The organism is Algoriphagus vanfongensis DSM 17529 (assembly GCF_000429465.1).
GTDB lineage: Bacteria > Bacteroidota > Bacteroidia > Cytophagales > Cyclobacteriaceae > Algoriphagus > Algoriphagus vanfongensis.
This window is the reverse complement of sequence record NZ_AUBX01000004.1, coordinates 1-24,381: the sequence shown is the minus strand read 5'-3', so window position 1 is coordinate 24,381 and position 24,381 is coordinate 1. Positions and strand designations below refer to the sequence as shown.

Genomic DNA, 24,381 nt, shown 5'->3' with positions numbered 1-24,381 from the left:
GTAGAAATGGCAGTTCCGGGTATGAAAAAAGAAGATTTCAAAGTAGAAATCGATAATGGTTCTTTGATCATCCAAGCGGAGAAAAATTTCGAACAAGAGCATGAATCAAATGAAAACTGTATTCGCAGGGAGTTCAGCTATTCAGCGTTCCGCCGATCATTTGATCTTCCCAACACTGTAGAAAGTGAAAAGATCGAGGCAAGCTACCTCGACGGGATACTTAAACTAATCATCCCTAAACGGGAAGAGGCTAGACAGAAACCCGTTCGCACAATCCAGATTTCTTAATCTTCATTGGCCAGTCCAAGCCTGGGCTGGCCGTTTACTTTTCCCCATCTTATTAATTGGATTTGGAATGGAATTAACAATCAATTTCATGGATCCTAGGGGATAGCGGAATGGCCAAGGAGAACAGGCCGTGATGTACAACCCAAAATTATTTAAACCATGGGCAAAACCTCCTATTTAGATTACTATAAAACCATATTGGAAAAAGTCAGCTTTGATAAAAATCTCTTGATGAAAGAGTATCACAAAGCGCTTCAAGTACTTCAAGAATACGAAAAAAAGGAACTGAACAATTGGCTCAACAGTCAAGGCTTTATCCAGCAGCCAATGACAGTGGTTTCTGCTAATACTAGTAGATCTTCAGGCAAGCAAACGCAGATGCTCTCTTGGAGTAATCAAATTGCTAATGGAGACTGGGTGAAGTATGTAACTTCACCCTAATATTCTTGTCAATTTGTAATTGGCTTGATGAGCTCAGTTACTGTCTTCTTCCTGATACTATGCGCTTCCGGTACAGGTTATTCAGGAGAAGGCGGTCTTTTGTGCAATCATCAAAATATTAGTATGGTAAAGTGTTTGGTGACTTCCATACCTAAGCCAACATTAGTTCCCTCCTTCTATGCTATACAGATTCTCCGACAACATGATCGAACACCAATACACAGAATTGGTTCTTCAAGGATTGCCCTTCCTTAAACAGGAGTCAATTATTTCTATTTCAGATGGAAAAATAGCTGGAAAAACTATTTCATTTTATAGACCGACTCCCCTTCCTTAATAGATTTAAGGTCTTGAATAGTAAGCAGATTTTATTTTAACCAAAGGAATCACTGTAAACCACTATAGTTGGATGAATTTCTTCACAAAACACATCATGCTCAGCCTACTCATTCTAGCTATCTTGAATCAAGCGCTTTGGTCATTCTCCTTTCAATTTTTCGAAAACAATCTATACCTACTCCGATCTTAGCGAATTAACAGGGTTAATATGCGCAGTCCAAAGAACACGGGCACTGACTGTAGCCAGGGCTAAGACACCTGCAAGGCAACCTGCTCCTACAAACATCCACCATTGAAGGGAAATTTTATAAGCAAAATCCAGGAGCCAGATATTCATCAAATACCAGGCAATCGGTGAGGCTATCAGTAAGGAAACCAGCACGAGCTTGAGATAGTCTAGAGAAAATAGTTGAACAATACTGAAGCCGGATGCACCCAAAACTTTTCTAACCCCAATTTCCTTCACCCGCTGTTCGGTCGCATGCACTACCAGTCCAAAGACACCTAAACTTGCCAAAAACAACATTAACCCACTAAAAAAGGTAAACAGTTGAGCTTGTCGATGCTCCTTATCATATTGCTTGTTCACCAACTCATCCACCCATTCAAACTTAAACGGCTTCACATCATAAAACTCCTTCCAAATCATCCCGACAGCATCAAGTACCTGCGATTCTGTACCGTCTTGTACTTTTATTAAAACCGAGGCATAGTTAAAATCATTGTTTGCCATGATGACGGTAGGCTTGATCGGATCCCTCAAAGAAATACTATGAAAATCCCCTATGATGCCAACGGGAGTCTCTTCCAAATTAGGTACTGCTCCTCCCAGATCTGTAACTTCCAAAAGCTCTGCTGTACTTTGAGTCATCAGAATTACCGGAGACTTCTTATCACTGACTTCACTATCCTCCAGAGAAAGTAATGTGCTTTGGATGTTGTCCCTTAGTTCAAAACCTCTTCCCTCTTTGATTTCCATTCCCATGACTCTGGGTAGGTCAATATCCCCAATAATGTAATGGACCGGGATGACCTGATCTGGATCTTGCGGATTTTGAATCCTTTTTGTCATAGATCCTGCCCCTTGCGTAGGCACCCAATTGCTGATACTCACGGCTTCTACACCAGCTATCTTTTCGATTTGCTGCTTTAGTTCAGCGGATTTCCCTTCTGTAGCAAAAGACGAAATACTCAGGATTTGGGATGGGTCATAGCCGAGATCCTTATCTTCCATGTATCGCATTTGAGACCAGACAGTCACTGTGCCGATCAAAACCAAGATGGCAAAAACAAATTGGGTAGCAACCAAGCTTTTTCGAATGAAGGAGACTGAGACAGTCCCCTTCTTGTTAAAACTGTTTTTCAAAGCATTTCCTACCGGAAAACCGGCCACCATCCAGGCAGGATATACTCCTGCCAGAGTCCCCATCATTAGGACGCAGATAGCAAAGCCCAACAAAAGGGGCATATTTTCGAAAAGTCTGGTTTCAAGCCGATGACCAAGGAGCGCTTCCACCTGTACCAAGCTCAGAGCATATAAAGTGCTGGCCAATAGGGCTGCTATCAAGAAGAATAGCAGGCTTTCATATAAAAATTGTGTAATCAGTTGCCTCTTACCGGCACCCAATACTTTTCGTACACCAATCTCTCTGAATCTCTTGATGGATCTGGCGGCACTGAGGTTGACAAAATTGATAAAGGCAATCATCAGCAACAGCATGGCAACCCCTGAAAACAAATACACATTGGAAGGATTCCCTTTGACTTCCTGACTGGCAAAGTCTGATTTGAGATAAATGTCCTCGATGGGCTGGAACTCATAAGTATTCACACGCTGCTTGACCTCCTCAGAAGCATCAGTGATATAGTTCTTATACCAGTCATTCACCTTGGCTGTGAAAGCCTGAATAGCTGTGTTTGAGGAGACCAGGATCATTTGTTCATCAAAATAGCCCCAACCTTCTTTGCTTAACGGCATATCCGAAGGCTTGGAAATCTGAATCCCTTCTGCCCTCAAATAGCTGTTGGAGGGAATGTCTGCGATAATACCTGTAATCAAAAAAGGTCTGGATTCAGAGAGATAAGAAGAGACTAGTTGGATCTCTTTCCCTACCGGTGACTCATTTGGAAAGTGGGTATCCACAAATGATTCGGTCACCACCAAATTTCCGGTTCCAGGCCTATACCGCTCAGGAGCTCCTTGTAAAACTTTAAAATCAAGCATCTCCCAAACATTCGTATCTGCCTGAATCAGATTCATCTGAATTGCATCGGTACTGTGCTCATCCAGCCGAAAAGTATAATTACCTTTGGATAGGCTTCCTGATGCTTCGACCTCCGGGAAATTTTCTTGAAGGGTAGCCGCCAAGTTCACAAAAGAAGACTCCGATTTACCCTCCATTCCTTCTGAAGTTTCCACGGTCAGAATACGGTACAAGCGATCCTTTTTCGCCCAGAAACTGTCATAGGAAATTTCATCCAAAACTACCGTTGCTACCAATAAGCAAGACGTCAATCCTATAGTCAATCCAAAAATATTAATGAAAGAATACGTTTTGTCAACAATTAAATTTCGCCATGCGATTTTGAGATAATTTCTCCACATCATAATGTATGTTCTGTTTGAAGCTGGGAAAACCTTTCCCTGATAAATTTCTATTTCTATGCCATTATAAATAGGCTTGGAAATAGCCTAAAGGTTTATTCTCATTGGATAAATGAAAATTAGGCGAACAAAATTGTTCGATTATGGTCGTCCTCTCCAAAAACTTTACGCTTTAGACAGGCTAGATCAGTATTTTTATTCCATCTGAAAGAGAATGTTGGTCCCTGAGGATGGAAACAGGATATAAATTCTAAAAGCTCAAATCAGAAAGCTGAAATGTTGTCCGATGTCGGATGTGGAGTTTTGCCTTAGAGTGCAGCTTCTGGAGAGGCAGCGGACAAATCTTCTTCTTGGTACTTTTGAAGGCCAAAAGTACCCAAAAGCCTTTGCCCGAAATCAGCTTTGAATTGCCTTCGGACAATTCATTTATTGGTTCAAAGTCCGGCTAAAAACAACCGGATCTCCGAGGCAAGCTCGGAGCTAGCTTGTTTTTGACGCCTCCCTTTTTCACCAATAAAACAGCTGCTTCCAAGGGCTTTTAGTCCAAGTAGCGATTGGTGTACTGACCCCAGGGGAATCAAATAGTAAGAGACCTGGGTGAAACGAAATGGAAACCAAGGATAATAAAAGATAATTCCTATACCTCGCCTTGATCCGTGTCTTCACGGATCATTCTGGTGAGGGAGTTCAAAATGCAGCCTCTGGAGAAGCAACACAATGTAGAATCTATTTGAAAAAGCACTTGATGACACGGGCTTGAACGAGCACAAATCCCAAAGATTGGGCTAAAGCCCAGAGTGGAATGAGGCCCAATTTGTTGGAATGGGCTAAAGCGCCATTCCAATTCATACAAAATGACCCAAAAAATGGATCCTCTTGCCTAGGGTTCATTCCGACCTAAGGAACTGTCTCGGTTTATCGGGGAAAAATCTCATTTATTACGGATTGAAAATCCTATGATAAGTGGTTCGACATTGCTCCCGATAAATATCGCGGATGCCGAACAGCGAAGAATGATGAAGTTGGAGCTTCTGGAGAAGCAGCACAACAAAATCCATTCGAATAACGCCCGTGGAGACACGGGCTTGGGCGAAGATTAGACAGATTTCGCCAAGCCCCCTGTTTCCATATATTCTATTGAAATTGATCAAACACATTGCCTTTGCCAACAAAAAACCCGAGTGGAGATCCTCCACCCGGTTTTGATTGATTAGAGCACTGATCTATTGTACGGATGCCAGCAGCTTTTCCTCCAGTTTCTGCTCATCTACGGTCAACTGGCAGATGGAAACCAAAATGGTTCCTGCCGTGATCGCATAGCCTGCATATTCCTGCAGGATCTCGGGCACCAGCCCGGGAGCTGTGAGCACAGCTGTGCCGATAGCTGCGATGAGCAATCCCGCCTTCTTCAAAAATTGAAAGAAAGGGGGCGTGGGCGCCAAGGCCCGTGATTTTACTTCTGAGAGTATGTTCATTATTTTGTTGTTTAGATGTTGTTATTGCCCGATGTCGGGTGTCCGATGTCCGTTGCTAAATGTTCACGGTAGAGGGTCTACAGACTACCGTAGTTTTGCCTCATTAACTAGGGGGACTACGGGTGCGCTGCAGCATAGTCTTCATCAAAGCCTGTTCTGCTTCCAGACGGATAAAGAGCTCCTTCATTTTGGAAAGTTCTTTGTGTAGCTGTCTGAAATCCTGAATAAGGAGCTTCAGGAAGTAAGCAATGATTGAAAGGAGGAGTCCAATGACTCCCCCTAGAATTGCCTGAACCATTAATCCATCCATTCCTCTGAGGAAAAGGCAAGGTTGAGAGCCTTGTCTGGACAGCTCCTTATCTCCAGACGGATGGCTTCTCCAGCCTTGATGGCAACTTCCAATCCTTTCAACAATCTTTGAAAGGCTAAGGATGGTTTGGACCCTTTTCCTTCAGAGTTAATGGAAATCACCGGGATAATGATTTGTGGCAAATGAACCTTGAAAATGGTTTGGCTGCAGATCACCCCAAGAAATTCTCCCTTGTCAGACTTTTTAAGTGTGAGAAGAGGAATTTGATCTTCCTTTGCCAATAGGTATGAACCTTCTGGCAGACAGGAATCTTTGGGGATTCCTGGTACCTTGGGAGGCTCCAGAGTATGGCAGATGAAATCATCATTTATCATGATTCTGCCATGAGTACTCGTAGGCCAGTATTCCCTATCAAGAATAATCTTCATGACTTGATCAGGAAACCACCATTATTTTGGCGGGATTTTGAAGCAAGTCATACATTTGATACTGACTTCCATTTTCCAGCATTTGGAGGTACTCCAAAGCTATTGCGTAGAAATGGTGTGTATCAGGTGTGGCAGGTTTGGGAAGATTCAAAACCAGCTCTGGATTCTCTTCTATTCCAATTGGAATTTCTCCAGAAGAGACAGACTCGGAAGAGTAGGATTTGTCAACGAAATTGATGCTTGCCCTTATCCATGATATATTGAAATGAGTCGTCTTTTCAACGGTTCTCAGGAATGTGGCAGGTACAAACGCAGGTATTGTCAAAGTAACCTGGTCTGTCGATTCAATACTAGCAGGCTGGACATAGAGGGTATTTTCTATCGTTGCTTTATTAGAAAATTGAAAATCCCTTAGCAGCTGCAAGTTTCCAAGTTCGAATTTTCGTTCTCCCCTGTTGCTTACACTATCGGAATAAATGACTTTGGTAGCCATTGAATACAGACGATTGTGCAAGGTGCCATCACTTGATTTGAGCGCAATTTCCCGGAATGAATCTTTTAAGAATTTAGCTGCTGATGCAGCTCTGGAAAATTCCTGAAGATTCTCACGGGTTCTTTTGAACCTTGGGTCATTCTGAATTCTTTTTTTTGAGACCCCGCCTTTCTGACGTGCCTTGAATCCAGTGCGCCCTTTGTAAAAGGTCACATCACCGATTGTGCCTTCTAGTTTAAGAAAGCTTGATTGTCTTGCCATAGCATATTTTTTTAAGGTAAAACATGCCTGAATGTGTGCGTATGTGACTGAATATCAAACTGAACGTAGAATCCATGAATTCTGTGGATTCTACGCAATCGGTGGATAATAAAGATTCTATGGAAAATGTGGATTCTATGGATTTTGTGGACTTGACATGTAATTTATCTCCCTTCTAGACCCAGTCTTAGTGTAGCTTTCGTGTGGTTTTAATCTGGGTTTGATGTAAAGGAGATGTGTGTGAAACCCAATTTTATAAAACAGAATATGTATTCAAACGCAAGACATTACTTGAACAAGTACAACATATACTTTCCACTTTAGGGTACATAGGCAATTCTATTCTTGTGATTGTAATTGATATGAATATGCACCATTGCTAAGGGAATACTTGCCGAAGGCAGGGTAAACGGAAGATAGGAAAGAGAAGCAGATTGGTTCAAATCTCCATGCTTTTTTAAGTTGAAACTTCTTTATTCTAAAACAATACAGTTAGTCATAAAAAGCCATTGAGGTCGACTTAGAAGGGCATTTTTTAGATCCTATTTTGAAGTTGTGATGTTGTCGAAATAGTAGTTTAGAAGTTAAAAAGTAATGTCTATCCCATTCTTTTGAATGGGGGTGAATCTTGAAATAGACTAGGGGAAAAAGCATGAAGTTTTTGTTTCGCGTCCCCCTTTTGGACTTCGACCCCAATTCACTAGAAGAGATCAAATGCAACTGGCCTCAAATCCTTTTAGGGATTCAACACTCTTCTCCTTCTTTGTTTGAAAAAATTAAATCCCAATCATTTCAAAATCTAAGTCTATCCGATCAGAAAAAGGTCTACAAATATATTTTGAGAGGGCGATTCAGATCGACTCCATTTGGCTATTGGGCTGCAGTGGGTGTTGGATTTTTTGGTACTACAGTAAGAAATAAAATTGATCTTTCTAAGATCAGTCTATTGAAAACAGTTCAATTTCCGGAATATCAAAAGCATACTGCCAGGAAACTTGCTGCTGGGGGTCAGGAAAGAATGGGACGAATAGAATATTTAAGTTATGTCTCTAATGAAGAGCGATGGACATTTGTCAGTATTCCCAAAAACCCATTATCTCAACTATTGGCCAACAATTTAAAGGCTGGTCAGCGGATCAATTTTTCAGAATTTCAAGGATGGTTTAAGGATTCAAAACCTGATCTAGTTGAAGGGATATGGGAGCAATTGTGTGGACTTGGTATTCTTTTTAAAGAACCCAGCTCAAAATCAAGCAGCGAGTCAGGTCATGTAGATCTAGTAATAAATGATCCAATATCGCTACCCGGTAAGGTCCTAGATCAGCTAACAAATTTTTTCGAAGAGAGTGGTAATCTATTTTCAAGATCGCCTTCATTCTACATTGAGATGTTTCAAGCCTGGTTTGAACATGAGTTTGATGATCGATTTGTGCCTCTACCCATGCTTCTTAATTTCCAGTCATTTGTAACTAGTAGTTATCTTAAAACTCAATTTCGACGTGTTGATTCTGTCTTAGGTTTAGATGAAAACTATTTCCAAGATCAAGTCAGTATCATTGACCTCAAAAAAGCAATTCCTAAAAAGCCAATTGATGCGGGCATATATGACTTAAGTTTCCTTTTCAGAGCAATTGGATCCGATAAAGTCTTTCTAGAGAATTTGGTTTGCAATAAGCCTTTTTCCTATGTCGGTAGATTTAATAGAGATGAAAGGATCTATTCTTACCAAAAAGAAGTCAAGGAAAAAATATTCAGAAGTGAGGCTGTAATCTATGCTGAATTAATTGTATATGAAACAAATGCCATTCAAGGAATATGTAATACCAGAACGCTATTTGATTATTGCATCAGTCCATTTGAACTGAAAAACTCTATAACGATACTATTAGAAGACCTTGAATTAGGCATTAGAGAAGGAGCTTTTATCCTTTATCATAATAAGACAGGGCGTAGGGTAGTTCCAGTAGTAACGCACCCGTTGAACGGAAAGGAAATCAGCCATCCCTTAATGAGACTTTTATGGGAGGTAGTTCAGCAGGATAATTACAAACTAGACCTATACCAACTTCACCAGAATCAGAGTATAAAACATCTACCAGAGTACCATTGGGGGAATCTAATTATTCAAGGGAGGAAATGGTTTGTGAACAGAGGTGACTTTCAAAGTAGAAAAGATCTCTATGAATGGATGGCAATAAGCAATCTCCCTAGTGCAATCAAAGTAGGTGTTTATGATCGAGAACTAGTATTAGAGACTAAGAAGCACTATGACGGGGATTTGTTATGGGATGAGTTGAATAAGTATGGGAAGATGACAATCAGCGATCCACTATGGCTTGGAAAGAGTGAGTTCAAGTCGACTCAAAAGAAAGAAATCTATCCGGAGTTTGTCACAAACATCAGTAGGGAAAAGAAGGAAATAGAATGGAAGGGATTTATTAACTCCATCAAAATTGAAGATAAAAATAGCCTTTATTTCTTAGTCAGAATTAACCCTGAGGAAGTCTGGGATTTCCTACGTTTCTACTTTTCAGATGACTTAAAAAGCTATTTAGAAACAGAAGGGATTAAATGGTTTTATATAGTTTACCCTGAGGATGATGCTCTTCAAATTAGGATTCGTTTTTTACGAATTGACCAAGAACAAAAGAGGCAACTTTTGTGGCTTACATATGAACTGTTAGCTGCAACATATCAAGCTATCCAATTAAGACCGTACTACCCTGAAACCAAAAAATACGGAGAGCGGGGATATAAATATGCTGAAGATCTCTTTCACCTTGAATCCGAACTCTTGTCAAGATGGATATGTGGGTCAAGTAGTGATGAGGTGGTATTCGGGAAATTAAGGAGCTTAGTATATATGCTATGGAAGGATTTGCTTCCTCTAATATGGCCTGAAAGGGAAGTGTTTGTCATGCTTCAAACTAGAGCAAAGCAAATCAGTCACCGGGAAAAACGCATCGTACCATCTAGTTTTCTGACTAACTCGAATGATATCGAGACCGATTTACCATGGGAATGGTTTGAGAAATATAGAGGAGCAATGTTACGCTTAATAGAGCCAATCAATCACAAGGACGATCAATGGAGGGTAGTTAGGAATATTATTCACATGCAGGTGAATAGGTTTTTCCCATTGGACAGAAGGATGATGGAGGTTTGGATCTATCTAAAGCTTTACAAGGAACTTGGTCAGCAAGTTTATCGCTGTTCGACTGGACTCAATGGAAAAAATTAATCCAAGTTATTATACCACAATCCTAAATTCATTTGGTCTTGTGACTTAAAGATGGGAGAAAGAAAGAATTATTGATTAGGTAAGTGTCTTTGTTTTTAAGAATTGGATAAATTCATTGCGATACTCTTTCCCAATAGGTACCCGAGTATTATGATCGAAATGGCAATAACCTTGATCCAGTGATTTAATTTTAAGATAGTTGACCGCGAAGGATCGATGTATCTTAAAGATGAAGGGTCTATCGAATTTTTCCAATGTAGCATAGAGCCTATTTCTTGTTTTGACATGCTCTCCAGAATCCAGGTAAATCCATGTCATTTCGCCTTTTTGTTCGATATATTGAATTTTTGAGGGCTTTACGGAAACATGTTTATACTCACCGGTCTCCCTTACGAAGATGAAATCATCAGCATCAGGATAAATTGGTTGTTTGGAGCCTTCAATCATCGCTTTTGCTTTTTCTAAGGCATAGGAAACTTCAAAAAAACTAGGTTTTTTTAGTACAAAATATACTGCGTTAACTCTATAGCTTTCTACACCGAAATGGTCATGGGCAGAGCAGATAATTACAGGAATTTGTAAGTGTAGGATTTTTCTGGAAAGTTCTAGGCCAGAAAATCCCCGCATTTCAATATCTGTAATCAAGATATCTGCGGCATTCTCTTGCAGCATCTCAAATGCTTTGAAAGGATCACCTAATGAAAAAGCGATTTCAAAACCTGGGATAGAGTCAATGATTTCTTTTAATAGAATTCTAGGATGCTCTTCGTCATCCAGTAATCCGATTTTCAGAATTTTTTCCATAGCATATACTCAGCAAAATGTTAAACTCAGTGTTTGATTTTTGAACGAAAATTTGAAATTGATCTGAGAAGTAGAAACTTAAAATTCTCCTTACAGCATCAATTCCAAATTGGGATGAATTTTTCGAATGGTCGGAGCCTAAGGGATTGGATATAACGAAGGACAGAAAGACTTCATCATTTTTTTCTGAAAGAACACAATGTAAGATGCAAGGGCAGGAAATGTCAAAACAGTCGCCGTGTTTAAAAACATTTTCGAGAAGAGTCATCAGGGTCCATTTTGGAAGGAACAATTCTCTTGAATTACTATTAACTGTAGGGAAAACTGCGTTGAACTGGAGTTTTTCACCGAAACGATATCTCTGACATGCCAAGTAATTTTCAAGGGCATGGATCTCTTGAGCGAGGGAATTTTCTTGACGTGGGTTTTTATAACTATAGCTTAACACCTCCGTGAAGAGGTTCATTGAATGAAAGAGTGGGCGGGATATTGATAGTAGAGAAGCAGAAAACTGACTGATCATATTGAGCACAAAATGTGGGCTTAATTGGAGTGATTGATGCTCCACTTGAAGTCTGATTAAGTCTATTTCCATTTTCTTATATTCTTCTAGACTCATTGTCAAAATGTAAAATCCCCAAATGGCTGAAGTATTGAGTAAAAACTGAAATGATCTCACCAATTCATTGGATAAGAAGCTTGTATACACAATGTCATAATGTGTTAAACTGACTATCAGCGATAGTTTGATCAAGCTATAGCATAAAAAAGCTGCAATGAGTATGAGCGACTCCAGCTTCCATTTTTTCTTGAAAAGCACATTTGGCAGAAAAACGAAAAACCAAAATTGATTGATCAGTCCCCAGCCAATAAAATTCCATAAGATAATTTTCCATGGAGCAAAGGGAGTAGATCCTAAGAATCTAATAAGGAAATCCAAACAAAGCGTCAGGATCCAAATCAACCAAAGGAAGGATACAGGATGGTCCTTCATCCACTTCAAGATGCCTTCTATAGCAACATTGCGGCTGTTAATGGCTTTTTCTTGATTTAGAAACTGCCTCAAAATACTTTTCACCATCATTTAAAACTCAATGCCCATGCTTACACAAAAGGAAAATCTGGAAAGCCAAAAAGCTTTCCGAAACTATCGAATCAAGCGTTTGATACTACCGAAGAAACGTGGTGAAAAGGTATTTACCACCAGCCTTACGAGCGAGTGCTCGACTACTTTGACTAGTATCTAAAGTTGTGAATCAAAAAACATCGTCTACCAAATCCCTTCTGAGAGCGAAATAGAATGGGATTTCTAGTCGAACCTAAATTACCATCTGCCGAAAAAAGGCCAAATACCGGGTCGTCAATCCGGTGGGGAAATCCCGTTTTGAAAGGATCTGATTTTACAGATCCTTTTTCATTTTAGGGTTTCCCAAATAAAATTTCTTCTATCTCATGGACGGGGATATGATGAAAATCGGCGAATTCCTGAATGGTAATCAGATTATGCTTTGCTTTCCCCGCATTCTCCCTCACTTGTTTTAAAATTTTATAAGCATATGATCTGGACCTTCCAGTGAAGATCATAATATCCTGAGCATAGATGACTATTCTCTTTTTCAGTAAAATAAAAACTTACAATTAAGATCAGGCACTCGAAGTAGAGGACCCACCATGTACAGCATGTTAAACTTGCAAGTGAATCAATATATGCATAAAACTCTAACTATAAAACATTTACCCTAAACTGCCAGCTATAAAACTATAAAAAGCGGAATTCTATATGGGAGTTATTTGGACGTTGGTAGGTATAGAAATGACATTCGTAGGTATTGCGTAAGAGTCTGTATGAATTTATTGATTTTGAGTACAAAAGGTGATGAGATTTGGGGAGATATGACAATATGAAAATCAGGCAGTATACCATCGTCCTGATTTCAGCTATAAGAATTTGAAAAAGAAGGTGGGGTTTGAGAGTAGACAGGAGAAAAGAATCAAGAGTTTTTCGGAAGCTACTTATCAAACTAGTCAATCAAATTCGGATAATCATAGGAAACAAAGTAGAAACTGAAAACAGGCTATGTATGAAACAGCTTCCATCCATTCTATTGCTTGTACTCTGGACTTATACAGGATTTGATAAGATGATCCGCTGGGAAGCAAGTCGAAAGTCCTTCCATAACCAGACCTTTCCGGCTGAACTAGCAGAGGTACTAGCTTATACCATTCCAATAGTTGAGTTGCTGATTGCCTTGCTCCTACTCTTTTCGGTCACCAGATGGTGGGGATACCTCTCAAGTATCCTTCTTCTCACCATCTTCACTACCTATGTGGGGCTGATCTGGGTGGGAGCTTTTCCTAGGGTGCCTTGTAATTGCGCCGGGGTCTTGGAGAGTTTGGGATGGGCGGAGCATTTCGTGTTGAACCTTATTTGTATTGGAATAGCCATTTGGGGATTCCGAATAGAAAGATTGGAAAATTGAAAAATTGAAAAATTGAAAAATTTGTCGAGAAATGGGGAGGTTGGAGGTTTTTGAAAGTCTAAAATTTAAAGTGAAAAAGCTGAAAATGGTTGGATGCTGGATGCCTGGTGTCTGGTGATCGGGGCTGGAGGAATTGAGAATTTAAAATGTTAAGCACTCTGGATTTTGAAGAGCATGCCGTAGGTATGCAAGATGGGTAGCGCCGGGTTTTAACCCGGCGCAAAACGAGATTAAAATCTTTCCCAGCGCTGGCCCTGTGTCTTGATTCGGAGACGGAGGCGATTTGCCAGCAAGATGGAAATGGGATGTTGGAGGTTAGGAGGCAGGGATGCAGGGAAGTTGGATGTCTTTTTAGATCAAAGTGCAGCTTCTGGAGAAGCAGCGGACAAATCTTCTTCTAGGTACTTTTGAAGGCCAAAAGTACCCATCCCGATAACTATGCGGGAGCCTTTTCCCGAAATCAGCTTTGAATTGCCTTCGGACAATTCATTTATTGGTTCAAAGTCCGGCTAAAAACAACCGGATCTCCGAGGCAAGCTCGGAGCTAGCTTGTTTTTGACGCCTCCCTTTTTCACCAATAAAACAGCTGCTTCCAAGGGCTTTTAGTCCAAGTAGCGCTTGGTGTACTGACCCCAGGGGAATCAAATAGTAAGAGACCTTTGTGAAACTAAATGGAAACCAAGGATAATAAAAGATAATTCCTATACCTCGCCTTGATCCTTGTCTTCACGGATCATTGCAAGTGTGGAGTGTTGGATGCTCAAAGTGTAGCTTCTGGAGAAGCGGCTTAACATAAGTCGGTAAGTTCGAATGATGAATACCAAATGTAGAATGATGAAGTTGGAGCAGTCTTGAAAAGTAGCAATCGATAAAACGGGGCAAGGAGGCTGTACTCTCCCCACCCCAAAAAATAAAGTCATTTCTATAGGAATCATATTCTTAGCGATAACTAAGCCATCGAGCTGGTGAGAGTTGTCAGGTATCGGGTTTTGAATCAAAGTTCGGCTTCTGGAGAAGCAGCACAACATAAGTCCGGTAAGTTCGAATGATGAATACCAAATGTAGAATGATGAAGTTGTAGTAGTCTGGAAAAGCAGCACCACAAAAAAGAAGGAGGAAGAAACCTTCGAGGTCTTGAAGAGCTCAAAGGTTAGATAATAAAAGAGACTCATTTCTCTTGATAGCCTGGGGTAAGAGACAGGCTAGTACCCGATGAGCCTCTGAAAGGGAGATGCCGAAAACCCTTTTTAGAGTAGGCAAACAACCAAAAACGGTTTTCCTGTTTTTGATCGGTTAAAAAACAGGGCAATACAATGAATAAACTATCAAAACTGCTTCCAGCACTGGGATTAGTGCTCGGAGCAACCATGGCTATGGCCATGAATGCCCCAACTATGGTGACAGACAAAGATGATCCAAAAGTATGGACTCCGGACTCTGACCCCATGCATGCTGCCACTAATGGCTATAGAGAAATCACCGATGAAAACCTTGGTACAGATTATCTCTGCAACACCACTAGCCAGGTGTGTAAGGTAGAGTTCGAGAACGATGATCCATATGGAGACATCACAGAACTCACCCCGGGAATTTATGTTCCTCTATAAAGTCCGAATCCCCAACACTTCCCGTGTTGGGGATTTTTTTTATCGTGCATTTTGCTTCACGCCGGATAGTACTATTTCTTCATCAGGGATAGGAAAAACATAATTTGAAGAGTTGGGCTCAAGACTTATCAACTGTCCTTCCACTAATCGCTCTACCTTCTTTGCATGCTCAGGATATTGATTTAGTCTTCTCAAATCAGTCCACCTTAGACCTCTTCCTATCAACTCCTTTTTACGTTCCAAAAGAATTTCATTTAGTAAATCCTCTCCATCGGCATCAACGGAAACAAAGCTCTCTGGCTCCATCCTGCGACTAAGCAGCGAGTTTAAATACCCTCTCGCTTTCTCCTCCTCACCTATCCAGGCCAACCCCTCAGCTGCCATCAGCTCAAGTTCCCCGGTACTTAGTCCCCCGAATGAGAGTATATTTCCCGTAAGCCTTCCCCGCTCCTGGTATCGGTTTTCACCCACCTGATCAAAATATGCCTGAAGTCTCAAATCACCTTCTTGGTAGCTTTCAATAAGGGTGGTATCCACAAATACTTCAGATGAGAAAATAAATGTGACTGTCACCAGTTCTGAGTAAAAAACTGTTTCCTCCCCAAAAAGGACAAATGGACGATTGGAGGTTACGTCTATAGTATTAAAATCCAGGCGTTCGGAATAAATCTCCAAGGCTTCTTCTGCCGCGTCGGCAGCGCCCTGATAATCAAACATACATAACTTCAGACGTGCCAACATCCCCAGAGCAGCTGCTTTAGTAGGTCTGCTTTTTGGCACCTGAAAATCTGGAAGTAATGCGGCAGCCTCAGTTAAATCCATCAATACACGGCTATAGCTTTCCTCCAACGTGGAACGTTCAGCTTCTGCGTTCACATCAGGAATGTCTTTCAGTATTATTCCGAGCAACTGTTCATTTCCCCCACCCAACTGATAGGGAGGAGCAAATTCCTGAAGCAAATGGTAGTAAGCATGCCCTCTGTGAAAGAGCGCCTCTCCCCTAAGCGTTTCATAATCAACTCTGTCCTTGTAAGGAACCTCCTCCAGTGCAGCTAGGGCAACATTGGCGTAAAATACCTGCTGGTAAGGTGTAGACCAATCATAGGCTGGGTCTCCCTGAAAAATATCTTCCAACCATAAATATGCGCCCTGCTCTGGCAATCCCAGTGTGAGGAGACCTTCATCACTGACAAAATACTCATCTCCTCCATGGAGGGTAAGGACAGGCTGCTTGTTTAGAACAGTGGTATTATCCAGCAATATTCGAATATCCTCCATTGTAGAGGGAACTACCAGACTCTGGTCTGGCTTAACATCCAGGTAATCATCACAAGCTGTACCTACAGCAAGGACAAGGAAAATGTATACAATTGAATATTTTTTTTTCATGATTTTAGTAATTTGTCCAAAAGGGGCCGCGGAGGCTTTTCCCCCACGGCGAAGCCGGATTTGTACGATTTAGAGGCAACCACTCCTCCCTTTATGAAGAAAGCATCCGGCTGATTCTTTTTTTAGTTTAGAAATTCAGTTGAAGCCCTAAGGCAATGCTTTTTCTAGGAGTAGCCCATCCAAAATCAGGATCCCAATCTGTATCTGTGGATTTCCAGATGATTCCTAAATTATTGCCATATAAGAAAAGCTCCGCCCTACTTACTCCTGATAGATACCCAGATTGGATTTTAGGCAGCATATACCCCAATCGGATATCCTGCAGACGGATATGGTCTCCCTTCTCTATCAATGCTGCACTGTTGCGGTAGAATGTATCCCGGAAAGTGTCCCGGGTATCCGGCATGGACGGAATTTGGGTAAACTCCTCATCTCCTGGCACCTGCCACCTGAGTGCGTAGTCCGAATGGCCACCCCTGCCCATCATAATGCTATTGTATTGAACAGAAGTCCTTCGGAAATAATATCCGAATCTATAACTGATGTTTGCCGAGAGGCTGATTCCCTTATAGCTGAAGGTATTTCTAAGTGCTCCAAAAGTAGTAGGTCTGGCTGGTCCATGGTAAACAATACTTCCCAGACTTGCCTCATTGACTAGGGTACGATAATCCTCGGATGGCTCACCATTGAGCATTCCCATCGGAGCTCCGGTCTCTGGATTCAACCCAGCCCAAGGAAGACTGTAGTATGAAAACAGTGGCCTACCTACTACAGGAAAATTGACACCTCCTCCTGCTCCGCTGGCTCCTCTGTCCAATAAACTACTGACCGGTGACTCTATTTCATATCCCGTGACCTCTTCCTTAAGTCCTGAAAGTAGCAACACGGTATTCCATTGGAATTCCCCTGTCAAATTCCTGGTTTCCAACTGCAGGTCAAATCCCTTGGTACTGGTAGAAGAATTATTTCCATTAAAAACCTGTATTCCAGAGCTCGGAGCATAAGGCGATTGCCCGATTAGATCCAGTCCTTCCTTCAGGTAAAACTCCAGCGTTCCAGAGATCCTGCCGTTTTTGCTTTCCACATCCACTCCTAGGTTGGCTATCTTTATCCTTTCCCATCGCAGATTCCTGTTCGGGGGATTTACAATGGTGGCAAAGGGCAAATCCGTCAGTGCAGCACCCGAACTGATACGGGCGGTAGTATAAGCCGATAGATTTCTGTCCACATTGCCATTGTAGCCATAGGAAAACCTCATTTTTACATAGGGAATATTATCCCAATTGTAAAAGCCTTCTTCACTCAAGGTCCATCCAAGGCCTGCTGACCAAAGTGGTACTGCCCGTTGGTTGGCATCTACCCCAAATAAATTGGAGGCATCCTTTCGGGCGCTTACTGTGAGCAGATATCTGTTTCCATACTCTAAAGACCCGTTGGCAAAAAGTGAGTAGAAACGATCTGCCCCTGCCCCTATGCCATCTGAATTGGGAATCTGGGATGTTAGTCTGGGATTGTGATACTGCGGAAAACGCGTCAGAAAGTCCACTGTCTGAATACTCGCCGTCTCAGGTCTGTAACCATATAAGCCGCGGGAAGAAGTCTCGTAGTTCAGGGATTTCAGCTCTACTCCAGCTAGTGAACTGAACTTCCAACTTTCCTGCCAACTGGTAGAATAATCCAGCATTCCCCTGACCGAGTGGCTGGAGGAAAATCTTTCAGATCTTCTAAGTATTCCACCCATAGGAATGTTTCTGATCAGATTTCCGTTTTCATCAAATTCGCTGAACAGATTGATCTGCTCCCTGGCAAAGTAACTGTCCTGGCTGTAACTGGTTACATCCATATTCATCTGCTGCCAATATTGGTAGAGAACTTTCATTTCCAGTCCTTTCAGGAGCTTATAGTCCAAGCTTAGATTCAGCCTCCAGTCATCCTGAATAGCTTCTGTGGGGCTCCTTCCGATTTCGTCCAAAGGGACATATTGCCAATCCAACAATCCTGCTGATTCTGCCTCCTGCTTAAAACTGTTGCTAAAACGGTTGGTCAGTGCCAGTGGATTTCCACTATCATCGGCCAGCCTTGCGTAAGGGTACATCCCCTGATTTGAGGTAAAGTACAGCTCATTGGCTCCGGCATTTTGATCCACTTGCCTGCTTTTCACCCCATAAAGGCCTAGCTGAATGCCCAGTTTATCCTTTATCAGGCTGAAGTCATTTTTCACATTCAGAGTGAATCTGTTACTGGAATTCCCAACTTCTGACAGGCGCTGCTTATCATAGCCCAGCGCTACTAGGTAACTGTGATGGGAAGATCCTCCAGACAGTCCCAAGCTGTACTGCTGGTTCAACTGGGGTCTATAGAGGTATCGCTGTATATCATCCCGCAGATCATAGCTCCGGTAAGCGGCAATTCTTCGGTCAGCCTCCTCTCCGCTGATCAGCCCTTCTCTTTCCTGATAGAGTGTCTCTACCACCGGGGTAATAGCAGGTCTGGAAGGATTGGAAAAGGTACTGTTATAGTATCCCGTCTCAAAGAGCTGCACTTCGAAGGCAATAAAATCACTGACCGATAGATTTGGACTTAGAAAGGGGTCCGGCTGCTGAATCCAGTTGGTATTTGCCGTCAAGCTGAATTTCATTGCCTGATCCATTTTACCTGTTTTGGTGGTAATGACAATGACCCCATTTCCTGCCCTGGCTCCCCAAATGGAAGCTGCTGCAGCATCTCGCAGTACTGTAATACTTTGCACATCATTCGGGTTGATATCTTCCAGACTTCCGTCAAAAGGAAAATTATCTATGACGATGAGTGGCTGTGAGAAATTACCCAGGGTACTTCTTCCCCTGATGGATATAGGATCCCTAACCTGATCTCCGGCCCTGTTGAATATCAGACCAGAAGTGACATCCTCCAACCTGTCCACCAGATTCGTACTGATTCTTCGGTCTATCAGCTCCTCATCCAAACTGACAAATGATCCTGATGCCCTGCTCTTAGGAATTTCCTGATACCCTGTAGAAATCACTTCCACTTCATCCAGCCCCATCTCTAGTGGTTTTAGCTCAAATATCAATTTTTCAGACATAATGACACTCACTAAAGTATCCAGCGAGGCATAACCTATAAACTGAAGTATAAACCGATACTCTCCCGGCTCCAACGCAAGACTAAACATACCTTCACCATCCGCAATCAGTGACTCTCCAATAGGAAGCACCGTAGCCATTGCCCCGGCAAGGGGCATTTGGGAATCGGCTTCTATTACTTTGCCTGAAACAGTGATTTTCTGGGCTTCTGCAGCCTGAAAAGAAAGGATAAAAATCCCTATTAAAACGAACGCTAGCTTTCTCATAGTGCCAATAGGTTAGGTTTAGCTATTTTTCTCAGTACCAGCACATTGATCTCCTCTTCTCTCAGGATCAGGTCTAGCCCGTTTGCCAGCAAGGCCTGCTTTAGGCTTTCCACATCTGTAAGATTGGCATCCAGCTTCAGGTCAATCGGATAATCAATCCCGGTCAGGTTGACAAATGGATAAGGGCTGTTTCTTTGGAATACCGCATTGAGGTGGTACACAAATCCCTGCAGTGGATAGTTGGTCATTTCCAATCCATTTCGGGTGCTGTAGGATTTCTCTGATCCTGATGCATTCGGATAGCTAGCTCCTTCCTGCTGAACCAGGGCATAGACCATCCACTTTTTTTTCTCCACCTGCGCATTTATATGCGGAAAGTAACGATCCAGATCCTCCCTCATCATGCGGTAAGGATTGGCATGGGCAGGTGCAATCAGTTCATATCCGAATACATGGGTGCCTTCAGCCATCCAATCCACGTAGTCCCTGCCAACTTTATCAGACCAGAGCTCCTCCCGATCAAAACCTATGGTGTCCACCCGGTTTAGGCTGTAGTAGTCATGCCGGCTCTTTTCAGAATAAGCAAGGCTATAATGGTATAACAGAGGTAGATTGATAATCCTGATATGGGACATCTCTTCGAACTGCTGGGTAAGCGAACCGTGGACTTCCGGGATATACCCTGTCATAGCAGATTGGAACCATATATTCTTATTCTGCAACTGAACTGCTCCTGAAATAAGTTTTTCTTCCTTGGCAAGTGAGATTTTGTTGTCTTCCTTTTCCCGAAAGAGCACTTTTCCATTAGCCAATAGCTGCTCCATATTTGTTTCGGTAAGATCCTCTATCCCCGTGATCGCTACCACCACCCCTTCAGGATCCAACACCACCACATGGGGTATCACCGAATGGGGAAAGTAGGATCGCATCTTGCGGGCATCCACCACCATCGGCAACGCTACAGCTTCCAGGCGTTTGTTTCCTGAAATTGTATGGGTGATCTGATCCTCGCCAAAGACAGTGATCGGCAAAATGGCAATCCGCTCGCCATACTTCTTCTGGATGGCATCCAGCTGAGGCAGGGAAGCGATACTGGCTGTACAGGTAGGTGCCCAGAACTCCAGGAACACATACTTGCCCCGGTAATCATCCAGCCGAAGCTTATCCGAATCATAGTGCAATACCTCTGAGAACTCAATGCCAGCAGGAATCTGATCGCCAATTGATAAAGTATCGGAGCGGGAATCCCCGCCCCGATGGGGCATAGACCTATGAAGAAGTAAATCCGCCCCGGGTGGATCAGCAACTTTTGCTGTCAGGGTGCTTATGGGAAGGCATACCCCTCCCAGTAAGCATAGAAGTAGTAATTTTTTCATTAATCTTGAATTTTTAAGCTGGAAGATCCGCCACGGCGGACAGGCGGCCGGTGACCGATGTCCGGAGACGGAAGTGAGTCCACAGTCCACAGACCACGGTCAACAGCAGTCAGTGAGCAGTCGCAGTGATCAGAAGAGAAGTCTGAAAGCTAAAATCAGAACTCTGAAAGTACCCTCACAGACGCTTGGTTCTAAGTTCTAGACTCTTGGCTCTTGACTCTAACTTCTTGATACTTGGTACAGCAAAGACATATCTACGCCACGGCGCACAAGTCTCCCACCCTGCCCTTTTCAGGCAACCAGCAATTGTTTAAGAAATAGTAATGAGATAAGCGTAATCCCTGCAGTGGATGGCTTATTCAGACGACTGTCCACGGACCACAGTCAACAGTCGGACTCGGTAACTCTGATTAGTAAGGATAGTCCCCCCGGAGTGTACAAAGTCCTTAGGAAGCAATCAGAGACAAAAAGTGCCCAAACCCTTAGATCGGATTCTTAGGCTTCAGAGGATAGAGGCGATCTACCGCGGTGATGCCGAGTTCCTCTGGTAATAATCTACAATCAATAGGTAATGAGAAATGTGTCCCAAGGTAAAATGCAGCCCTATCCCTTTTCCAGAAATTCCTTCCCGGGAAGCTTGGTAATCCAGAAAAAATCAAGATCTGTTCCATAATACTTGGGTTATAACAATGTCCAAGTTGAGAACAGACCAAATGAATAGAGGCAGGCTCTCAACTTGCAAGTTGTAAGGTACGTAGGAGAACCTTGGTGAAAACACCATGAAACGCATGCAGAGAGAACCCACCTCTATACCGTAAATATAGAAAGTGGGCTTCTACTCTTTGCCCTGCGTTCTTGAAATTTCCTACGTTTCTACAACTGGACTCAGACTAGACGCCATTAATTGACTTATAGCTGATACCAATATCTCAAATTTGTTTTCAAAAAACAAATTAAAACCCAAAATATGAGGACAAAATTTTATTGGTCTTTGCTTTATGGCAAAGAAGGAAAAACTCAAAATTGATCATCGGATTTTGGCAGATAATTTAAGGTCACTTAGAAAACAGGCTCTGTTAACAATTAATGGCATTGACGCATATACTAATCAATCCAGCGATCATATTCGTCAATTGGAAAATAAAGGCAATAAAGTCACTCCAAACGTAAATACCTTATTACCATACAGCACGCTCTACGATGTTACAGTCAATGACCTTTTGACGAAACCAGATCTAAAACTAGGTTCAAACTTAAAAGTTTTAGAAACCTTCAGAAGGAAATACAAAGACTTCAAAGACTATTTTATTGACGCATTATCTACACCTGACTTTATCCGGTTAAAAGTTCTTCCTTTACCTCAAATGAAAGCTGGATTGAAAGTTTCAGAAATTATTGATCTATTCCCAGATGATAATATTGAGAGCAAGCCACTTTCTAGAGAATTAGGACGAATGGTTGAAAAAGGTATATTGGTTAAGGAAGATTCAAGTGGCATGAGAGCCGTTTACTTGTATAAGCTTAAATAATCCTGATCGGGTGTAAGTAATTAGTGAGGAGGGGAAGAGGATGGTTTGACAATCAGACAGATTTTTTCGTAAAAAAGCCAATTGAAAAACGATCTCATATGACATCCAAAAATCTGGGGATAGTCAAGTCCTGAGCCTTTTACAGAAAAATATAAGGATCATAAACCATTTTTTAGGGTCTTGAAAAAATTCATACTTGTTAAGTAGATACCATTTATTGTACTGCTCCCCTTTTAGAATCTTCACACCTAAGCATTTAACTTCAGCTCCGATGATGAAAATGCCTATTTATTCTAAAAAGAAAGCCTATTTTAGTAGACTTTCCACTTTTTATATCTCCTAAATTTTTCATCATGAAAACCCTTATTATCCCTACCCACATTGGAACCGAAATCCAGATACCTGATGACTACCCTATTCCTCCAGTGGGAGCTGATTTTTGGATCAATTTCCATAGGTTCACCCCACCAGATGTCTGGGAGCCAGTAAGAAGAGTTTTGGAAGTCAACTCCCTCAGTGTATCGGTGATAGATAGAGACAGAATCTACCTACAGGAAGGATCTATCAACCCTGATATAGAGGATTCCCTTAAAATATTCCGTCGCTACTGGGAGAAAAATCCGGATACCCGACCGCCTGGGTTTTGATAGAAACCGCATTCCTTTAAGACAAAACCGCCCTCCGAAGTGGTCTTTTGAATAAGTGACTTTTCTTGTTTTCGACAAACAAACGTTATTCTTAGGTTAGTCTCGATCAAATTAACTACTTTATGATCAAGTCATTGAAGAGCTATAAAAAGCGAACCATTCAGACAGTTTACAAAAAACAGAAACTAACCTATTCCAAACCATGAACGAATACCAAAGCCCGAAAGACCGAAAATACACGAAGGAATTGCTGGAATCAGCACCAAAGGAATCAGCAGCATTTATGAATCTCAAGCATACCGCAGAGAGAACAGATGGATTGATACCAGTGAAGTACCGGGAATTGATGTCTGTAGCAGTAGCGCTGACTACTCAATGTGCCTATTGCATGGAATCTCATATCCAAAACGCAAAAAATGCAGGTGCCACCAAAGAGGAAATCGCTGAAGCAGTCTTTATCGCTTCGGCTATCCGCGCAGGAGGAGCTGTAGGGAATGGACTACTCGCCATGAAAATTTTTGACGAGGTATAAGTTATTTTATTTTAAAGACCGACTCCCCTTCCTTAATAGATTTAAGATCTTGAATAGTAACCAGATTTTATTGTAACCGAAGGAATCACTGGTTACCTATTAATTCCAGAACTCACCCAACAGTCAACACTTGTGAATTGACCAGTTCCTACCTTTTCATTTTAAAGAGAATCACCCAAGTCATTTTGTGTCCAAATACTCCTGTTACTGCAAATTAATAGATAAAGAAAACCGAGAAGAAACCCCATCTTTGCATCTACTAAGTTTTTATCTATGAAGCGGCTGAGAGTATTGTGTAGTCAAAAAATCACTGGATTAAACCATAAGACTGAAATCACCCAAATTGGTGGAGTCAATGGTTCTGGGGAAAAATGGAAGGTATCCGAAAAAGAAGCCATTGCCGGTATTCAAACTGGACTCTTTGAATTCTATATGGTCGAAAATTTCAAGGATGTCCCCGTCAGCATCAAGGAAGAAATCGTCGAAGGCCAAGCTAAAAAACAACTTGTAGCAACTGGACTAGGATTCCTTCACAACCTATTGGAGGACTTGCCTGATTGTCCTTAGCAAAATAGCAACTAGCGTTTATTGTGGAGTTATTGGTATTTCCAATTTGTCATTACATCCGCGACGTCCTTTCCGACCTCTATCTCTAAGCGAGATAAGAGTTGGTCGTTATTTAATCTCTCCTCTTTACTAAGGTCAGTATTGACTAAAAAATTGAGCATCTTTTCTAAAATCTCTATGCTATTTGCCTCCATTATGTGCCTTGCTGCCCTGTAAA

22 protein-coding genes are annotated in these 24,381 nt (G+C 41.9%); 10 read left to right on the top strand and 12 right to left on the bottom strand.

The genetic code is table 11. The features are described 5' to 3' along the window. A partial coding sequence (locus tag G460_RS0101145; protein WP_026953649.1) for an Hsp20/alpha crystallin family protein occupies nucleotides 1–288 on the top strand: 288 nt, incomplete at its 5' end. 159 nt (nucleotides 289–447) lie between these two features. Beyond that, on the top strand, nucleotides 448–729 hold the full coding sequence (locus tag G460_RS21185) for a hypothetical protein (RefSeq protein WP_035463721.1): 282 nt from the start codon (nucleotides 448–450) through the stop codon (nucleotides 727–729). 514 nt (nucleotides 730–1,243) lie between these two features. On the opposite strand, the gene G460_RS0101135 is transcribed toward G460_RS21185, so the two are convergent. Then, nucleotides 1,244–3,676, bottom strand: coding sequence for an ABC transporter permease (locus tag G460_RS0101135; protein ID WP_084421122.1), 2,433 nt, complete (start codon nucleotides 3,674–3,676; stop codon nucleotides 1,244–1,246). Between the two features lie 953 nt (nucleotides 3,677–4,629). Here G460_RS0101135 and G460_RS23130 point away from each other — a divergent pair. Then, nucleotides 4,630–4,773: a hypothetical protein gene (locus G460_RS23130; protein WP_157366840.1), complete on the top strand. Its 144-nt coding sequence runs from the start codon at nucleotides 4,630–4,632 to the stop codon at nucleotides 4,771–4,773. A 123-nt stretch (nucleotides 4,774–4,896) separates the two neighbouring features. Here the strand turns inward: G460_RS23130 and G460_RS21180 are convergent, their stop codons facing one another. The 4 genes from G460_RS21180 to G460_RS0101100 form a co-directional block, all read right to left on the bottom strand. Beyond that, entirely contained in the window at nucleotides 4,897–5,148 is a 252-nt protein-coding gene (locus G460_RS21180) for a hypothetical protein (RefSeq protein ID WP_035463720.1), read from the bottom strand. A 103-nt stretch (nucleotides 5,149–5,251) separates the two neighbouring features. Then, complete coding sequence (locus G460_RS0101110) at nucleotides 5,252–5,458, bottom strand: hypothetical protein (protein WP_026953647.1); 207 nt, start codon at nucleotides 5,456–5,458, stop codon at nucleotides 5,252–5,254. Continuing rightward, nucleotides 5,446–5,886, bottom strand: coding sequence for a DUF5675 family protein (locus G460_RS0101105; RefSeq protein ID WP_026953646.1), 441 nt, complete (start codon nucleotides 5,884–5,886; stop codon nucleotides 5,446–5,448). Before G460_RS0101105 ends, G460_RS0101110 begins: the two co-directional genes overlap by 13 nt. Before the next feature lie 7 nt (nucleotides 5,887–5,893). Further along, nucleotides 5,894–6,640 (bottom strand): hypothetical protein, encoded by a 747-nt coding sequence (locus G460_RS0101100; protein ID WP_026953645.1) that lies wholly within the window; start codon nucleotides 6,638–6,640, stop codon nucleotides 5,894–5,896. 652 nt (nucleotides 6,641–7,292) lie between these two features. Here G460_RS0101100 and G460_RS0101095 point away from each other — a divergent pair. Then, nucleotides 7,293–9,881: a lantibiotic dehydratase gene (locus tag G460_RS0101095; protein ID WP_026953644.1), complete on the top strand. Its 2,589-nt coding sequence runs from the start codon at nucleotides 7,293–7,295 to the stop codon at nucleotides 9,879–9,881. Between the two features lie 75 nt (nucleotides 9,882–9,956). On the opposite strand, the gene G460_RS0101090 is transcribed toward G460_RS0101095, so the two are convergent. Both G460_RS0101090 and G460_RS0101085 read right to left on the bottom strand, forming a co-directional pair. Further along, nucleotides 9,957–10,685 (bottom strand): LytR/AlgR family response regulator transcription factor, encoded by a 729-nt coding sequence (locus tag G460_RS0101090; RefSeq protein ID WP_026953643.1) that lies wholly within the window; start codon nucleotides 10,683–10,685, stop codon nucleotides 9,957–9,959. Further along, on the bottom strand, nucleotides 10,651–11,763 hold the full coding sequence (locus tag G460_RS0101085; protein WP_169817488.1) for a histidine kinase: 1,113 nt from the start codon (nucleotides 11,761–11,763) through the stop codon (nucleotides 10,651–10,653). The genes G460_RS0101090 and G460_RS0101085 overlap by 35 nt, the downstream gene beginning before the upstream one ends. Nucleotides 11,764–12,766: 1,003 nt before the next feature. Here G460_RS0101085 and G460_RS21175 point away from each other — a divergent pair. Together G460_RS21175 and G460_RS0101065 are read left to right on the top strand one after the other, a co-directional pair. Continuing rightward, nucleotides 12,767–13,165 (top strand): MauE/DoxX family redox-associated membrane protein, encoded by a 399-nt coding sequence (locus G460_RS21175; protein ID WP_157366839.1) that lies wholly within the window; start codon nucleotides 12,767–12,769, stop codon nucleotides 13,163–13,165. A 1,313-nt stretch (nucleotides 13,166–14,478) separates the two neighbouring features. Then, complete coding sequence (locus G460_RS0101065) at nucleotides 14,479–14,772, top strand: DUF6520 family protein (RefSeq protein WP_026953640.1); 294 nt, start codon at nucleotides 14,479–14,481, stop codon at nucleotides 14,770–14,772. Between the two features lie 39 nt (nucleotides 14,773–14,811). Here the strand turns inward: G460_RS0101065 and G460_RS0101060 are convergent, their stop codons facing one another. The 4 genes from G460_RS0101060 to G460_RS23285 all read right to left on the bottom strand — a co-directional run bounded on the left by G460_RS0101060 (nucleotide 14,812) and on the right by G460_RS23285 (nucleotide 21,560). Next, nucleotides 14,812–16,161, bottom strand: a complete 1,350-nt coding sequence (locus G460_RS0101060; protein WP_026953639.1) for a RagB/SusD family nutrient uptake outer membrane protein — start codon at nucleotides 16,159–16,161, stop codon at nucleotides 14,812–14,814. Nucleotides 16,162–16,288: 127 nt separating this feature from the next. Continuing rightward, on the bottom strand, nucleotides 16,289–19,513 hold the full coding sequence (locus G460_RS21170; RefSeq protein WP_051315854.1) for a SusC/RagA family TonB-linked outer membrane protein: 3,225 nt from the start codon (nucleotides 19,511–19,513) through the stop codon (nucleotides 16,289–16,291). After that, nucleotides 19,510–20,889: a TlpA family protein disulfide reductase gene (locus tag G460_RS22520; RefSeq protein ID WP_157366838.1), complete on the bottom strand. Its 1,380-nt coding sequence runs from the start codon at nucleotides 20,887–20,889 to the stop codon at nucleotides 19,510–19,512. The genes G460_RS21170 and G460_RS22520 overlap by 4 nt, the downstream gene beginning before the upstream one ends. A 482-nt stretch (nucleotides 20,890–21,371) precedes the next feature. After that, nucleotides 21,372–21,560 (bottom strand): hypothetical protein, encoded by a 189-nt coding sequence (locus G460_RS23285; RefSeq protein ID WP_169817487.1) that lies wholly within the window; start codon nucleotides 21,558–21,560, stop codon nucleotides 21,372–21,374. Nucleotides 21,561–21,887: 327 nt separating this feature from the next. Between G460_RS23285 and G460_RS0101040 the strand changes: the two genes are divergently transcribed. From G460_RS0101040 to G460_RS21160, 4 genes are all read left to right on the top strand, one after another. Further along, nucleotides 21,888–22,418 carry a helix-turn-helix domain-containing protein gene (locus tag G460_RS0101040; protein ID WP_026953636.1) on the top strand — a complete coding sequence of 177 codons (531 nt, stop codon included), beginning with the start codon at nucleotides 21,888–21,890 and terminating at the stop codon, nucleotides 22,416–22,418. Between the two features lie 353 nt (nucleotides 22,419–22,771). Next, nucleotides 22,772–23,065 (top strand): hypothetical protein, encoded by a 294-nt coding sequence (locus G460_RS0101035; RefSeq protein WP_026953635.1) that lies wholly within the window; start codon nucleotides 22,772–22,774, stop codon nucleotides 23,063–23,065. Nucleotides 23,066–23,267: 202 nt separating this feature from the next. Next, nucleotides 23,268–23,597 carry a carboxymuconolactone decarboxylase family protein gene (locus tag G460_RS0101030; RefSeq protein ID WP_026953634.1) on the top strand — a complete coding sequence of 110 codons (330 nt, stop codon included), beginning with the start codon at nucleotides 23,268–23,270 and terminating at the stop codon, nucleotides 23,595–23,597. Nucleotides 23,598–23,870: 273 nt separating this feature from the next. Further along, nucleotides 23,871–24,164 (top strand): hypothetical protein, encoded by a 294-nt coding sequence (locus G460_RS21160; RefSeq protein ID WP_035463719.1) that lies wholly within the window; start codon nucleotides 23,871–23,873, stop codon nucleotides 24,162–24,164. A 29-nt stretch (nucleotides 24,165–24,193) separates the two neighbouring features. On the opposite strand, the gene G460_RS23390 is transcribed toward G460_RS21160, so the two are convergent. After that, nucleotides 24,194–24,381, bottom strand: a 188-nt coding sequence (locus G460_RS23390; protein ID WP_026953539.1) for a hypothetical protein, incomplete at its 5' end; no start/stop codon positions are given.

Coding starts and splice junctions, on each gene's coding strand:
- G460_RS0101065 (WP_026953640.1), top strand. CDS start 14,479: ATGAATAAACTATCAAAACTGCTTCCAGCACTGGGATTAGTGCTCGGA.
- G460_RS0101105 (WP_026953646.1), bottom strand. CDS start 5,886: ATGAAGATTATTCTTGATAGGGAATACTGGCCTACGAGTACTCATGGC.
- G460_RS21185 (WP_035463721.1), top strand. CDS start 448: ATGGGCAAAACCTCCTATTTAGATTACTATAAAACCATATTGGAAAAA.
- G460_RS21170 (WP_051315854.1), bottom strand. CDS start 19,513: ATGAGAAAGCTAGCGTTCGTTTTAATAGGGATTTTTATCCTTTCTTTT.
- G460_RS0101090 (WP_026953643.1), bottom strand. CDS start 10,685: ATGGAAAAAATTCTGAAAATCGGATTACTGGATGACGAAGAGCATCCT.
- G460_RS0101110 (WP_026953647.1), bottom strand. CDS start 5,458: ATGGATGGATTAATGGTTCAGGCAATTCTAGGGGGAGTCATTGGACTC.
- G460_RS0101030 (WP_026953634.1), top strand. CDS start 23,268: ATGAACGAATACCAAAGCCCGAAAGACCGAAAATACACGAAGGAATTG.
- G460_RS22520 (WP_157366838.1), bottom strand. CDS start 20,889: ATGAAAAAATTACTACTTCTATGCTTACTGGGAGGGGTATGCCTTCCC.
- G460_RS21180 (WP_035463720.1), bottom strand. CDS start 5,148: ATGAACATACTCTCAGAAGTAAAATCACGGGCCTTGGCGCCCACGCCC.
- G460_RS21160 (WP_035463719.1), top strand. CDS start 23,871: ATGAAGCGGCTGAGAGTATTGTGTAGTCAAAAAATCACTGGATTAAAC.
- G460_RS0101100 (WP_026953645.1), bottom strand. CDS start 6,640: ATGGCAAGACAATCAAGCTTTCTTAAACTAGAAGGCACAATCGGTGAT.
- G460_RS0101060 (WP_026953639.1), bottom strand. CDS start 16,161: ATGAAAAAAAAATATTCAATTGTATACATTTTCCTTGTCCTTGCTGTA.
- G460_RS0101035 (WP_026953635.1), top strand. CDS start 22,772: ATGAAAACCCTTATTATCCCTACCCACATTGGAACCGAAATCCAGATA.
- G460_RS21175 (WP_157366839.1), top strand. CDS start 12,767: ATGAAACAGCTTCCATCCATTCTATTGCTTGTACTCTGGACTTATACA.
- G460_RS0101095 (WP_026953644.1), top strand. CDS start 7,293: ATGAAGTTTTTGTTTCGCGTCCCCCTTTTGGACTTCGACCCCAATTCA.
- G460_RS23130 (WP_157366840.1), top strand. CDS start 4,630: ATGATAAGTGGTTCGACATTGCTCCCGATAAATATCGCGGATGCCGAA.
- G460_RS23285 (WP_169817487.1), bottom strand. CDS start 21,560: ATGGAACAGATCTTGATTTTTTCTGGATTACCAAGCTTCCCGGGAAGG.
- G460_RS0101135 (WP_084421122.1), bottom strand. CDS start 3,676: ATGATGTGGAGAAATTATCTCAAAATCGCATGGCGAAATTTAATTGTT.
- G460_RS0101040 (WP_026953636.1), top strand. CDS start 21,888: ATGGCAAAGAAGGAAAAACTCAAAATTGATCATCGGATTTTGGCAGAT.